Origin of the sequence: Citrobacter europaeus (assembly GCF_037482245.1) — a bacterium.
GTDB classification, from domain to species: domain Bacteria; phylum Pseudomonadota; class Gammaproteobacteria; order Enterobacterales; family Enterobacteriaceae; genus Citrobacter; species Citrobacter europaeus.
In genome coordinates this window covers 487923-501091 of sequence record NZ_CP148084.1, presented here as the reverse complement: position 1 = coordinate 501091, position 13169 = coordinate 487923, and the positions used below count along the sequence as shown (strand labels likewise).

General features: G+C 53.0%; 13 protein-coding genes. 3 read left to right on the top strand and 10 right to left on the bottom strand.

Annotated features, from left to right (window positions below; translation table 11 throughout):
* Positions 1-98 precede the first annotated feature (98 nt).
* Positions 99-1349, top strand: coding sequence for a cytosine permease (gene codB, locus WHR59_RS02445; protein WP_338843553.1), 1251 nt, complete (start codon positions 99-101; stop codon positions 1347-1349).
* Entirely contained in the window at positions 1339-2619 is a 1281-nt protein-coding gene (locus WHR59_RS02440) for a cytosine deaminase (protein ID WP_220771788.1), read from the top strand. The genes codB and WHR59_RS02440 overlap by 11 nt, the downstream gene beginning before the upstream one ends.
* A 58-nt stretch (positions 2620-2677) precedes the next feature.
* On the opposite strand, the gene nanQ is transcribed toward WHR59_RS02440, so the two are convergent.
* The 5 genes from nanQ to nanR all read right to left on the bottom strand — a co-directional run bounded on the left by nanQ (position 2678) and on the right by nanR (position 7668).
* On the bottom strand, positions 2678-3145 hold the full coding sequence (gene nanQ, locus WHR59_RS02435) for an N-acetylneuraminate anomerase (RefSeq protein ID WP_338843552.1): 468 nt from the start codon (positions 3143-3145) through the stop codon (positions 2678-2680).
* A gap of 2 nt (positions 3146-3147) precedes the next feature.
* Entirely contained in the window at positions 3148-4017 is an 870-nt protein-coding gene (gene nanK, locus WHR59_RS02430) for an N-acetylmannosamine kinase (RefSeq protein WP_338843551.1), read from the bottom strand.
* A 105-nt stretch (positions 4018-4122) separates the two neighbouring features.
* Complete coding sequence (locus WHR59_RS02425; protein WP_043017810.1) at positions 4123-5613, bottom strand: MFS transporter; 1491 nt, start codon at positions 5611-5613, stop codon at positions 4123-4125.
* 110 nt (positions 5614-5723) lie between these two features.
* Entirely contained in the window at positions 5724-6617 is an 894-nt protein-coding gene (nanA, locus tag WHR59_RS02420) for an N-acetylneuraminate lyase (protein WP_047408311.1), read from the bottom strand.
* 259 nt (positions 6618-6876) lie between these two features.
* Positions 6877-7668, bottom strand: coding sequence for a transcriptional regulator NanR (nanR, locus tag WHR59_RS02415; protein WP_075145571.1), 792 nt, complete (start codon positions 7666-7668; stop codon positions 6877-6879).
* Positions 7669-8027: 359 nt separating this feature from the next.
* Here nanR and dcuC point away from each other — a divergent pair, with 359 nt between their 5' ends.
* On the top strand, positions 8028-9395 hold the full coding sequence (dcuC, locus tag WHR59_RS02410; protein ID WP_338843550.1) for an anaerobic C4-dicarboxylate transporter DcuC: 1368 nt from the start codon (positions 8028-8030) through the stop codon (positions 9393-9395).
* Between the two features lie 43 nt (positions 9396-9438).
* Here the strand turns inward: dcuC and sspB are convergent, their stop codons facing one another.
* The 5 genes from sspB to zapE all read right to left on the bottom strand — a co-directional run bounded on the left by sspB (position 9439) and on the right by zapE (position 13084).
* Positions 9439-9942: a ClpXP protease specificity-enhancing factor gene (gene sspB, locus WHR59_RS02405; protein ID WP_043017814.1), complete on the bottom strand. Its 504-nt coding sequence runs from the start codon at positions 9940-9942 to the stop codon at positions 9439-9441.
* 5 nt (positions 9943-9947) lie between these two features.
* Positions 9948-10586: a stringent starvation protein SspA gene (gene sspA / locus WHR59_RS02400; protein ID WP_003025132.1), complete on the bottom strand. Its 639-nt coding sequence runs from the start codon at positions 10584-10586 to the stop codon at positions 9948-9950.
* A gap of 315 nt (positions 10587-10901) precedes the next feature.
* Positions 10902-11294, bottom strand: coding sequence for a 30S ribosomal protein S9 (gene rpsI, locus WHR59_RS02395; RefSeq protein ID WP_003025138.1), 393 nt, complete (start codon positions 11292-11294; stop codon positions 10902-10904).
* A 15-nt stretch (positions 11295-11309) separates the two neighbouring features.
* Positions 11310-11738: a 50S ribosomal protein L13 gene (rplM, locus tag WHR59_RS02390; RefSeq protein ID WP_003025141.1), complete on the bottom strand. Its 429-nt coding sequence runs from the start codon at positions 11736-11738 to the stop codon at positions 11310-11312.
* A 218-nt stretch (positions 11739-11956) separates the two neighbouring features.
* Positions 11957-13084, bottom strand: coding sequence for a cell division protein ZapE (gene zapE / locus WHR59_RS02385; RefSeq protein WP_075145568.1), 1128 nt, complete (start codon positions 13082-13084; stop codon positions 11957-11959).
* Between the last annotated feature and the right edge of the window lie 85 nt (positions 13085-13169).

Genomic DNA, 13169 nt, shown 5'->3' with positions numbered 1-13169 from the left:
AAATAATTATCAAGAAAACATCACACGGAAACGTTTGCTTTATTCTGAGAACTGTATATTATGCGGCGGATTTTTTGGGCAAAATTCATGGAGGCGTTGTGTCGCAGGACAACAATTATAGCCAGGTCCCCGTCCCTCTGGCGGCGCGGAAAGGCGTGATTCCACTAACGTTTGTCATGTTGGGGCTCACATTTTTTTCCGCCAGTATGTGGACCGGTGGCACACTCGGTACCGGTCTTTCTTATAATGATTTCTTCCTGGCAGTTCTCTTCGGTAATCTTCTCCTCGGTATTTACACTGCATTTCTCGGCTTTATCGGCGCAAAAACAGGGCTCTCAACCCACCTTCTGGCGCGTTACTCATTTGGTTTGAAAGGTTCATGGCTTCCTTCACTGCTGTTAGGCGGCACACAGGTGGGCTGGTTTGGCGTGGGTGTAGCCATGTTTGCTATCCCGGTCGGCAAAGCGACGGGGCTTGACGTCAATATCCTGATTGCGGTTTCCGGTCTGTTGATGACCCTGACCATCTTTTTTGGTATTTCGGCCCTGACCGTTTTATCTATCATCGCCGTACCTGCCATCGTCATTCTTGGCAGCTACTCCGTCTGGCTGGCGGTGAGCGATGTTGGCGGTTTAGATCATTTAAAAGCGATAGTGCCGCAGACGCCGCTTAATTTCTCCACCGCGCTGGCGCTGGTGGTCGGCTCGTTTGTCAGCGCTGGGACGTTAACTGCCGACTTTGTTCGCTTTGGCCGCAACGCCAAAGGCGCGGTGCTGATTGCCATGGTGGCGTTTTTCCTTGGCAATTCGCTGATGTTTATTTTCGGCGCAGCGGGTGCCGCCGCTGTTGGACAGGCAGATATCTCTGACGTGATGATTGCCCAGGGACTGCTGCTGCCCGCAATTGTGGTGCTTGGCCTGAATATCTGGACCACCAACGACAATGCGCTATACGCCTCAGGCCTTGGATTTGCCAATATTACCGGCCTTTCCAGCCGTACGCTGTCAGTGGCTAACGGAATTATCGGCACACTGTGCGCGCTGTGGCTTTACAATAACTTTGTCGGCTGGCTGACATTTCTGTCGGCAGCAATTCCCCCAATTGGCGGGGTGATTATCGCCGACTATCTGCTGAACCATCGCCGGTATGCCGACTTCCGCAAAGCGCAATTTATTTCCGTAAACTGGATAGCTATCCTGTCCGTTGCACTGGGCATTGCCGCCGGCCACTATATCCCCGGCATCGTGCCCGTCAACGCCGTACTCGGCGGCGTATTCAGCTATATCCTGCTGAATCCCCTTTTCAATCGCAGCCTTGTTAAATCACCAGAGGTCAGCCATGCAGAATAATAACATCACCATTCGTCAGGCGCGTTTACAGGGACGCGAAGGATTGTGGCAGCTCACGATTGAAGACGGGCGCTTCAGCCGGATTGAGCCTCAGGACGCAGCTACGTTGCCACAGGGTGAAGTGCTTGATGCCGAAGGTGGTCTGGCAATTCCCCCGTTTGTTGAGCCACATATCCATCTCGACACCACGCAAACCGCGGGGGAGCCGAGCTGGAACCAGTCTGGTACATTGTTTGAAGGCATTGAGCGCTGGGCCGAACGTAAGGCAATGCTCACTCACGAAGACGTCAAAGCGCGCGCCATGCAGACCCTGAAGTGGCAAATGGCCAACGGCATTCAGTATGTCCGTACTCACGTTGACGTTTCCGACCCTACGTTGACGGCGCTAAAAGCCATGCTGGAGGTGAAGCAAGAAGTCGCTCCGTGGGTAGAACTGCAGATTGTGGCGTTCCCGCAAGAGGGTATTCTTTCTTACCCCAACGGTGAGGCGTTATTAGAGGAAGCCGTGCGTCTGGGTGCCGATGTCATTGGCGCGATCCCCCACTTCGAATTCACGCGTGAATATGGCGTGGAGTCGCTGCACAAAATTTTCGCCCTCGCGCAAAAATACGACAGGCTTATCGACGTGCACTGCGACGAAATTGACGATGAGCAATCACGCTTTGTTGAAACCGTCGCGGCGCTGGCGCATCGCTACAATATGGGCGAACGCGTGACCGCCAGCCATACCACGGCAATGCATTCCTATAACGGCGCGTATGCTTCCCGTCTTTTCCGCCTGTTGAAAATGTCCGGCATTAACTTTGTCGCCAATCCACTGGTGAATATTCACCTGCAAGGGCGCTTTGACACATATCCTAAACGCCGCGGCGTAACGCGCGTCAAAGAGATGCTGGAGGCGGAGATCAACGTCTGCTTCGGTCATGATGACGTCTTCGACCCGTGGTATCCGCTGGGTACCGCGAATATGCTGCAGGTGCTGCATATGGGGTTACACGTGTGCCAGTTGATGGGGTACGGGCAGATTAACGATGGGCTGAACCTGGTCACCACCCACAGCGCGAAAACCCTGCACCTGCAGGACTACGGTCTGAACGTGGGGAATTCCGCGAATCTGGTGATTTTACCGGCAGAGAATGGATTTGATGCAGTTCGTCGCCAGACGCCTGCCCGTTATTCCATTCGTCACGGGCGAGTCATTGCCGAGACTGTGCCAGCTCGGACTACGCTGCATCTGACCCAGCCAGAAGCGGTGACGTTTAAACGCTAGGTCGTTATATTCCATGTCGGATGGCGCAAGCCTTGCCATCCGACACGGTCTCTCATCGTCAGGCTTGTAATAAGCTGGCGCGCACCTTGATCACCAACTTTTTGATATCCATCGGGGCCTGCGCCACACAACCCGGTTTATGCGGCTCGCCTGGCATAAAAATCACAAATCTTCCCGGCTTCAGTACCATAGCCTGCTCATCGGCAATCTGGCTGCACAGCTGATAATCATCCTCAACGTGCATCTCTTCGCACTGACGAGCAGAATCGGCCATCCCAAACAGAATACGTTCTTCGCCGGATAGCAGCACCTGAATGTCAATGTACTGCTGATGCAGCTCCGCTTTCTTGTGCTCTGGGCTCTGCGTTGCAAATTGCATGACATTCATAAAAATATTATCGCCCTGCAACTCGTATCGCCCAGGCATCTTCTCCTGCGGATTCGCCGCAACGGCAAGCGTTAATGCCTGCTGCAAGACCGGATGTAATCCGGCAGAAGGCAGTGAACGCAACTCATCTGACATCATAATCAATCTCCCTGGGCCAACAGCGCGGCCCCCAGTAATCCAGCGTCATGACGGTAATGCGCCGCCAGTAATTCCACGTGATAGGCCAAAGGCTCTTGTGCCAGATAATGTTCCACCAGCGCCAGATACCCTTCAGCCAACCCAACGCTGCCGCCAATCACCACGATCTGGCAATCGGTCGTGGCCTTAACATCGGTGACAAGCCTTGCCAGGGTCCGCGCTGAACGATGGATCAACCGGCTTGCTTGCTCATCCCCCTGCCCGGCGCGGCTAAAAATGGTTTTGGCGTCGCATCCAGCAAGCGCGCCTTCGGCTGCCGCCGCTATTCCACGTCCGGAAGCGATCGCCTCAACGCAGCCCACACGCCCGCAGCCGCAAACAGGCCCATGCGGATCAGCCAGCGTATGTCCCAGATGCCCGGCCAGACCGCCGCTGCCGGTCAGCAGTTTTCCTTCGCTGACCACCCCACCGCCCACACCGGTGGAAACGGTAATAAACACCATATCGCGGTACTCGCCGCCAAGCGCATGATACTCAGCCCATGCCGCTGCCTGGGCATCATTGACTGCCAGCGTCGGCAACGCGGTGAGATCTTTTAGCGTTTGTACCAACGGAAAATGCAGCAGCCCGCCGAGATTGTACGGATTCAGCGCCAGCAGAGAACCCTCGCGGATAATCCCCGTCGAAGCGATCGCCACCCGCGTTGCCTGCCCCTGTAACGGCGCAATCAGAGCATATAACGCGGCGCGCAGTGCATCCGGCGTTTTGCTGGCAGGCGTTGGCAATTCACGCCGCTCGCGGATTTGCAGATTACTGTCTATCAGCGCGGCAGCCAGTTTGGTGCCGCCGATATCAATCGCCAGCGTGGTCATGACACAGCCTTCTGCATCGCGGTGATAATCTTTTTATCCTGTTGCTCAAATAACGACATCGTTCTTCCCTTACGTCATTGCCCGGTTTAGCGCCGGGCAACCCAATTAACTTTTGGATTTCACCATGGTGCTTTTGTCACCGCCGAACGGCACGGCCCCGCTAAACGGTCGACCATCAATGGCATCATGCGTACGCAACGCTTCAGGGCGCAGCCAGCGCTGTACGCGGGACGGCATATCGAGACCAATCAGCAGGATCACCACAAATGTCAGACCGAAAGAGAGCGAGCCCAGCGCGGTACCGAGATCCAGACGCTGGGCAATCAGCGCGCCGATGATCGGCGCCAGTGCCCCGCCCAGTGCGCCCACGTTGTAGGTGAAGCCCAGGCCCGCCGCACGCTGGTCGGTATCGAAATAGCCACCGATCAGTTTTGGTAAGATCCCGGAGATCCCTTGACCAAGCATTTGCTGGAAAAACAACAATAAACCCAGTACCCAGACGTTTGAGCCGCCAATCGCGAACACTGGAATAATCAGCAGTTGCGAAGCCAGTAGACTGCAGACATAAGCTTTACGCGTGCCCAGCCAGTCACCGAGAAAACCACCGACGCAACAACCGACCGCCGCGCCAAAGCCGCTAAAGAAGAGCACTCTGGCAACCGTTGAGGGGTCATACATGAGTTCGGTTTTCAGATATGTAGGCAGCAGCGCCTGAATCGGCCACGAGTACAAGAAGGCGAATAGCACGACCACCATCAGCATGACGCCCGTCGGCCAGCGTTTCCCGCTGCTTTGCACCATAAAGCTAATGAAGATAAACGCGCAGATCAGTCCAAGAACCGCCACGATAGCCGCATTTTGCAGGTTGCCAGCAAAGCAGAACCACAGCGCGGTTGCGGCGGCGAGCGTCATCAGAATATTTATTACCCGATGCTCACCCCGGTAGAGAATGTCCACCATCGTGCGTACCGGCGCTTTGCCTTCGTGTTTCTCTTTCCAGTCTTCCGCTTCCGGAATATTTTTACGCAGCCAGAGGGCGAAGATAATGGGCAAAATGCCGATGAAGAACAGCGCGCGCCACCCCCAGATCGGGACCACCAGGCTGTAAACCTGGGCGGCGATAACTGCGCCAACGGAGAAGCCGGAAATCAGGAAGCCGCTGGCTTTGTTTCGCAGGTGTTTTGGCCAGCTTTCAATAACATAGGTTGCGCTGGAGCCGTACTCACCCGCCATTCCCATACCGATAACCAGGCGGGCGATAAACATGGTGGTGTAGCCCGGCGCGAAGCCGCAGGCCAGCGTCCCCACGGAGAACAGAATGATGCTGGTGACCATCGCCAGGCGGCGTCCGTAACGATCGCCCATCGCCCCCAGCATTAATCCGCCAAACCAACGGGAGATAAAGGCGGCCGAGATCAGGCTGGCAGCCTGCACCGTCGTCAGTCCGAATTCACCTTGTACTTCAGTTAGCACAAGGGCGATTAATACAAAATCAAAACCATCAAGTAAATATCCCAGCCAGGCGGCGGAAAATGCCCGCCATTGCGCCCGATTGAGATGGCGATACCACGGGATGCTCTGGGTAGAAGTACTCATTTTACTCTCCCGACGATTTTTGTTGTTGTGCCGGACGGCGGCTTTGCCCTATCCGGCCTAAAGTCGAAAAATCCAGGCCGGGCAAGCGAAGCGCCCCCGGCGACCCGCGATTACGCCTTTTCCGCCAGCAGTTGGTTTGCCAGCGCTTTCAGTTCCGGCAGATATTGTTCATCTACCGGGGCAAATGGTTTACGGCACAGTGGGACAGAAACCACATCCATATAGTGCAGTACCGTTTTCAGGCCGCGGAACACGCCAACCTTAATAAGCAGATCGATAACTTTATTGCACTCGGTTTGCAGCTTTTGCGCCGTCCGGATGTCGCCTTCTTTGAGCGCTTTCACAATTCCCTGATAACGCCATCCCATGATGTTGTAAGTGCTACCGATACCGCCATCTGCCCCCGCAAGCAGACCAGAAGCGAAGATCTCGTCATAGCCGTTATAAAGCACCAGATCGGGGTGAGCGCGGCGGATCTGTTCCATCTGATAGAGATCGCCTGAAGTTTGCTTCAGCGCACCAACGCCCGGCAACGTCACCAGCGTGTTGATCTGATCCAGCGTCAATTTCACACCGCTCAGCGCCGGAATGTTATAGACCACCATCGGTAAACCATCAGCGGAATCAATAATCGCGCGATAGTGATCGCAATGCTCTTCAAAGCTGAACGGATAGTAAAACGGCGTGACCGCCGAAACCGCATCAAAGCCGTAGCGATGCGCGGCGCTCGCCAACTGTTGGCTCTCTTCGGTGCTTACCGTGCCAACGTGGGCGATAAGCGTCACCTTGCCTTTCGCTTCTTCGGCAACAATTTCCAGTACCTGCTCTCTTTCAACGCGGTTTTGAACAAAGGCCTCACCCGTTGAGCCACCGACATAGAGCCCATCTACACCTTGACCAATGTTGAAACGAACCAGGCGGCGCAGACTCTCGATGTCCAGTCGCTGTTGATTATCGAATGGGGTTAACAATGCTGGCATTACGCCTTTTAAATCTCTTGCCATAACGACCTCTGACGATGATTAGTGTTATCTGACTGCATACCTTTATACCTGTTATACCAGATCAAATAAGCAGCAATACAATACAGAACGCTTATAGTGCGATCTACTTCACTAAACACTTCATTCTTCAAGCTGCCTCTGCGTTAGCTGCGTTCGCTCACCCCTGTCACATAGTTACCTATGCTCCAGGGGGCTCGCTCTCTTGCCGCCTTGATGCAACTTGAATGATTTTGTGTTTAAACGATCGTCAGGATCGCGATCACTTACGCAATTTTTTACTTTTGCTGAAGGCGTGCCAGGTCGCGGAAACGCTGTTGAGGTGTTCTTGCAGTGCGCGGTCCGCTTCTTCAGGATCGCGCTGGCGAATTGCGTCGACAATAGCTATATGCTGCTGATAACTCACGTTATTGTGCTCATACAACTCTTGATCGGCGACGGCCGGACGAGCTGCAATCAGCCAGTCTAACAGCGCAACATGGATGGCCATAAAGATGGGGTTGCCCGGGATCTCCGCCAGCACACGGTGAAAATCAACGTCCGAGCGAATGAACAACGCATTGTCATCGAGCGACTGGCTGTTGATCTCCAGCGCTTTCGCCAGTCTGTCGATTTGCTCGTCCGTCGCATGTTCGGCGGCGTATCGGACCAGGCTTGATTCAAAGAACAGTCGCAACTGTTCGAAGTGGGCAATGCCGCCGGGATGCGCGAGGAAATCTTTCGCCATACCGGACAGCTCGCTGATAATAGTATCAGCCGAAGGACGCGAAACGCGGGCGCGCTCGCCGTTGTTGATTTGTACCAGACCTTTGCGTTTTAACGCTGCCAGCGCTTCTCGTACAGAAGGACGGCCCACGTTAAAGAAGGCCATCAGCTCCCGCTCAGACGGCAACTGTTCGCCCTCGCCAAATTCCCGACGACGAATCATCTGCTCCAGTTCTTCTTCAACCATCTCAGACAGTTTTTTACGCGCCAGCGGGCGATTGCGTAAGCTACGGCCAATGGTGGATGGAGAGTCTTCAGCTTGCGAATCAAATGCGTTCATAGGGTCCATTCAGCTAAGTCGTGGTGACAAACAACAGCAGGTTTATCCTAACACAGGATCGAAAGCAGGGTGAAATGATGGTCAATCGGGCTGGGCGACTTATTGGTAATATCTATCTTCAGGATATTTTATTATGTTTAATCATTACGCTTTTCTTTAATTAAACAGCATCATATTCGCTTCATGAAATTTATGAATATGAACGTGATAAATTATCATAACATTCTATTTTATAACGATAAATAATTTAAACATCGAATTAAAAATAAGATATTCACTCCATAAAAAGCACCCGAAAAAATATAACATCCGTTTTGACAACAGCATTATTACCGGATTTATCTTCTTCTCTGGCATGGAGTGAAACAATGTTCGGCATCATTATCTCTGTCATCGTTTTATTAACGATGGGTTACCTGATCCTCAAAAACTACAAGCCGCAGATCGTGCTGGCCGCCGCCGGGATCTTCCTGATGATCTGCGGCGTCTGGCTGGGCTACGGCGCGCTGGTTGCTGACGACAAGAGCAGCGGCTATCTGCTGGTCGATATTTACAACGAAATTCTGCGGATGCTTTCCACCCGGGCGGCCGGACTGGGGTTATCAATCATGGCGGTCGGCGGTTATGCCCGTTATATGGACAAGATGGGAGCCAGCAGAGCGATGGTTAGCCTGTTAAGCCGCCCATTAAAGCTAATCCGCTCACCTTATGTTGTTCTTGCTGCCACCTATGTGATTGGTCAGATCATGGCTCAGTTCATTACCAGCGCTTCCGGTTTAGGCATGCTGCTGATGGTGACGCTGTTCCCGACGCTGGTCAGTCTTGGCGTTAGTCGTTTATCCGCGGTGGCGGTCATTGCCACCTCGATGTCAATTGAGTGGGGCATCCTGGAAACCAACTCAATTTTTGCCGCGCAGGTCGCAGGCATGAAAATCGCTACCTACTTCTTTCAGTATCAGTTACCCGTCGCATCGTGCGTGATCGTTGCCGTCGCTATTGCGCATTTTTTCGTTCAGCGGCAGTTCGATAAAAAAGCATTCCCGGAAAGCAACGGATTCGCTGAACAAAAGACGCTGGAAAACGTACCTCCACTCTATTACGCCATTCTCCCCGTTATGCCGTTGCTTCTGATGCTGGGATCGCTTGCCCTTGCACATATGGGGCTAATGAAAGCAGAGCTGAATCTGGTGGTGGTGATGCTGATGAGCATGACGCTGACCATGTTTGTAGAATTCCTGCATAAACATAATCTGCGCGAAACGATGGATGATGTGCAGGCTTTTTTTGACGGCATGGGGACGCAGTTTGCCAACGTTGTCACGCTGGTGGTCGCCGGTGAGATCTTTGCGAAAGGGTTGACGACTATCGGGACTGTCGACGCCGTAATAAAGGGCGCAGAGCATTCCGGTCTCGGCGGCATCGGCGTGATGATCATCATGGCCGTGGTTATTGCCGCTTGTGCGATCGTTATGGGGTCAGGCAACGCGCCGTTTATGTCTTTTGCCAGCCTGATTCCGGATATAGCCGCCGGACTACATATTCCTGCGGTAGTGATGATTATGCCGATGCATTTTGCTACTACGCTGGCCCGGGCGGTGTCCCCCATTACTGCGGTAATTGTAGTGACATCGGGTATTGCCGGCGTATCGCCCTTTGAGGTGGTAAAACGTACGGCTATCCCGATGGCGGTGGGATTTGTGGTGAATATGATAGCCACCATCGCACTGTTTTACTGACCCCGAAGCCAGAAAACAGAACAGGCCCCAAAGGGCCTGTTTTTTATTTCACTACGCGTAGCGCTGGGCGCCCACCGCGAGGCGGCGGCGGCGTGTCATCCGGATCGTTGTCGTCGCCATTATCAGGCTTATCGCCATCAATAACCGACATAACCGGTTCACTCTCAAAACCAGGCGCGTCGTTGTCGTCATCATTTAAGCTGGCGACATCTTCGTCGTAGGCGGCTTCCGGTTCGAACATAGTACCGGCGCCATTTTCACGAGCATAAATTGCCAGAACTGCCGCCAGCGGTACAGAAACCTGACGCGGCACACCACCGAAGCGCGCGTTAAAACGCACTTCATCGTTAGCCAGCTCCAGGTTACCCACCGCACGCGGTGCAATGTTCAGAACAATTTGCCCGTCACGCGCATATTCCATCGGAACCTGCACGTCCTGAAGCGTCACATCCACCACCAGATGCGGCGTGAGCTGGTTGTCTAACAACCACTCATAGAATGCGCGCAGCAGATACGGACGGCGTGGTGTTAGCTGTGGCAAATCCATACAGGTTAACCCCGGCCCAGACGCATTTCACGTTCAGGCTCAGTCAGAGAAGCCAGGAAAGAGTCACGCTCAAAGACGCGAGTCATGTACCCTTTCAGTTCTTTCGAACCTGCACCGTTGAATTCAATACCCAACTGCGGTAAACGCCACAGCAGCGGCGCCAGGTAGCAGTCTACCAGGCTGAACTCATCGCTCAGGAAGTAAGGTTTCTGGCCAAATACTGGCGCAATTGCCAGCAGTTCTTCGCGCAGACGCTTACGCGCGACTTCGGCTTCAGAAGCAGAACCGTTCACGATGACGTTCATCAGCGTGTACCAGTCTTTTTCAATACGCTGCATGTACAGGCGGCTTTCACCACGCGCAACCGGGTAAACCGGCATCAGCGGCGGATGCGGGAAGCGCTCATCCAGGTATTCCATAATGATGCGAGATTCCCACAGGGTCAGCTCACGATCCACCAGTGTCGGTACGCTCTGATTCGGGTTGAGGTCGATCAGATCCTGAGGTGGATTGTCCTTCTCCACATGCTCAATCTCGAAACTAACACCTTTCTCAGCCAGCACAATGCGGACCTGATGGCTATAGATGTCAGTAGGACCAGAAAACAGCGTCATTACCGAACGTTTGTTGGCAGCGACAGCCATGAAAACCTCCAGGTATATTCAGAATTTTTACTGCTACCAGCCACTCAGTGGCCAGCCAGAAGTGATGTCACCCAGATTCGGAAAAGCCATTACTGTTCAAAATACAAACAAAAAATGAACGATACCGGACATTTGGGCAGAAAATTGGATGATAGTTTACCAGATTTTGTGACCTTTGTGGTGAGTCGATTCTTGAAATGGGGAAAAAGAGGTGGCAATCAGCGGATTACCGTGGATCTACGGGGAGAAAAACGATAAAAAAACCCGCCGAAGCGGGTTTTTTCGCAAATTGTTGTCTGCCGAAGCAGAGTACAATTAACGTTTGGAGAACTGAGGACGACGACGTGCTTTACGCAGACCGACTTTCTTACGTTCAACCTGACGAGCATCACGAGTAACGAAGCCAGCTTTACGCAGTTCGCCACGCAGGGATTCGTCGTACTCCATCAGAGCGCGGGTGATACCGTGACGGATCGCACCAGCCTGACCAGAGATACCACCACCTTTAACAGTGATGTACAGATCCAGTTTCTCAACCATGTCGACCAGTTCCAGCGGCTGACGAACTACCATGCGGGCAGTTTCACGACCGAAGTACTGTTCCAGAGAACGTTGGTTGATTACGATTTTACCACTGCCCGGTTTGATGAAAACGCGAGCTGCGGAACTTTTGCGGCGACCAGTGCCGTAGTATTGATTTTCAGCCATTGCCTATAATCCCGATTAGATGTCAAGAACTTGCGGTTGCTGTGCCGCGTGGTTGTGCTCGTTGCCAGCGTAAACTTTCAGTTTACGGAACATAGCACGACCCAGCGGGCCTTTTGGCAGCATGCCTTTAACCGCGATTTCAAGCACACGCTCAGGACGGCGAGCAATCATCTCTTCAAAGGTCGCTTGTTTGATACCACCGATGTGACCGGTGTGGTGATAGTACACTTTGTCAGTACGCTTGTTGCCGGTTACAGCAACTTTGTCAGCGTTCAGAACGATGATGTAATCACCGGTATCTACGTGCGGAGTGTATTCCGCTTTGTGCTTACCGCGCAGGCGCAGAGCCAGTTCGGAAGCCAGACGGCCCAGAGTTTTACCGGTCGCGTCAACAACATACCAGTCGCGTTTTACGGTTTCTGGTTTAGCTGTAAAAGTTTTCATTAAAAGCTTACCCAAATAAATAAGTTACACGTTGGTGAACACCCAAACGTTTTGTCAGTTGAGGTTCACACGACATTGTCCAGCAAACCTACCCCTTCGAATAGCCTATGCCGGCGCATAGAAAGTTTTGGGAAAAAAACTCTCTCGTAACGTGGGGTCGCAAGATTATAGAGAAGTCAGGGTCAAAGATCGACCCCTTTATGTGATTTGTGGCAGGTTTAACCGGCTAAATGTTCCCGCTTCAGATACTCTTCGCTTTGCATCTCCTGCAAACGCGACAAACAGCGCTGAAATTCAAACTTCAGACGCTCGCCCTGATAAATTTCATAGAGTGGTGATGCCGCACTGATCACCAGCTTGACATGGCGTTCATAGAACTCATCCACCAGCGCGATAAAACGCCGCGCTTCGCTTTCCATCAGCGAGGTCATGACCGGCACATCAAACAACAGCACCGTGTGAAACAGACGCGACAGCGCAATGTAGTCATGTTGGCTACGCGCATCGACACAGAGCGTGGTAAACGACACCGCCAGCGTTTGGTTTTCGACGGCCAGCGTCTGCATCGGACGATGATTGATCTCCAGCGTCGGCGCATGTTCACCTTTGGTTCCCGCTAATGCCAGCCAGAGTTTATCCATCTGCTGGCGGGTTTCCTCATTCAGTGGCGACAGCCACAAATGCGCCTGCGTTAAGGTGCGCAGACGATAATCGACGCCAGCATCAACATTCATGATGTCGCAATGCTGTTTGATGGCATCGATGGCAGGAAGAAAGCGCGTGCGTTGCAAACCGTTACGATACAGCTCATCTGGCGGAATATTGGAGGTCGCCACCAGCGTAATACCACGGGCAAAGAGCGCTTTCATCAAGCCGCCGAGCAGCATGGCATCGGTGATATCGGAAACAAAAAATTCGTCAAAGCACAGCACGTCGGTTTCGGCCTTAAAACGGTCGGCAATGATTTCCAACGGATCGCTCTGCCCCTGTAAGGCAGTAAGCTCTTCATGGACGCGCAGCATAAAACGGTGGAAGTGCAAACGCTGTTTACGTTCGCCCGGCAGGCTATGGTAGAACAGATCCATCAGCCAGGTTTTTCCGCGCCCAACCCCGCCCCACATATACAAACCACGCACCGGCGCGTTGGTCGGTGACTCACGCTTGCCCAGCAATTTGCCAAAACGCGCCATCAGTCCGCTCTCCTGCGGTGCAGGACGTGTCGGCGTCGTAAGCGCCTGGAAAATTGTTTCCAGTCGATTCACGGCTTCTAGTTGTACATTGTCGGGTTGATGACTGCCGTCTTTGAGTGCTTGCTGGTAACGCGATGTCGGGGAAAGGCTTTGCATGATGTTATTGTTATTCCTTGAGAATCGATGTGCCGTCGCTCACGGTTGACGAAAAAAAGGCCGTTCTACATTACGTGATATAAAC

Excerpts from the sequence above, each read along its gene's own strand:
- sspB (WP_043017814.1), bottom strand. The coding sequence starts at position 9,942 with ATGGATTTGCCACAGCTAACACCACGCCGTCCGTATCTGCTGCGCGCA.
- nanR (WP_075145571.1), bottom strand. The coding sequence starts at position 7,668 with ATGGACCCTATGAACGCATTTGATTCGCAAGCTGAAGACTCTCCATCC.
- WHR59_RS02425 (WP_043017810.1), bottom strand. The coding sequence starts at position 5,613 with ATGAGTACTTCTACCCAGAGCATCCCGTGGTATCGCCATCTCAATCGG.
- dcuC (WP_338843550.1), top strand. The coding sequence starts at position 8,028 with ATGTTCGGCATCATTATCTCTGTCATCGTTTTATTAACGATGGGTTAC.
- rplM (WP_003025141.1), bottom strand. The coding sequence starts at position 11,738 with ATGAAAACTTTTACAGCTAAACCAGAAACCGTAAAACGCGACTGGTAT.
- sspA (WP_003025132.1), bottom strand. The coding sequence starts at position 10,586 with ATGGCTGTCGCTGCCAACAAACGTTCGGTAATGACGCTGTTTTCTGGT.
- zapE (WP_075145568.1), bottom strand. The coding sequence starts at position 13,084 with ATGCAAAGCCTTTCCCCGACATCGCGTTACCAGCAAGCACTCAAAGAC.
- nanK (WP_338843551.1), bottom strand. The coding sequence starts at position 4,017 with ATGACCACGCTGGCGATTGATATCGGCGGCACCAAACTGGCTGCCGCG.
- rpsI (WP_003025138.1), bottom strand. The coding sequence starts at position 11,294 with ATGGCTGAAAATCAATACTACGGCACTGGTCGCCGCAAAAGTTCCGCA.
- nanA (WP_047408311.1), bottom strand. The coding sequence starts at position 6,617 with ATGGCAAGAGATTTAAAAGGCGTAATGCCAGCATTGTTAACCCCATTC.
- nanQ (WP_338843552.1), bottom strand. The coding sequence starts at position 3,145 with ATGATGTCAGATGAGTTGCGTTCACTGCCTTCTGCCGGATTACATCCG.
- WHR59_RS02440 (WP_220771788.1), top strand. The coding sequence starts at position 1,339 with ATGCAGAATAATAACATCACCATTCGTCAGGCGCGTTTACAGGGACGC.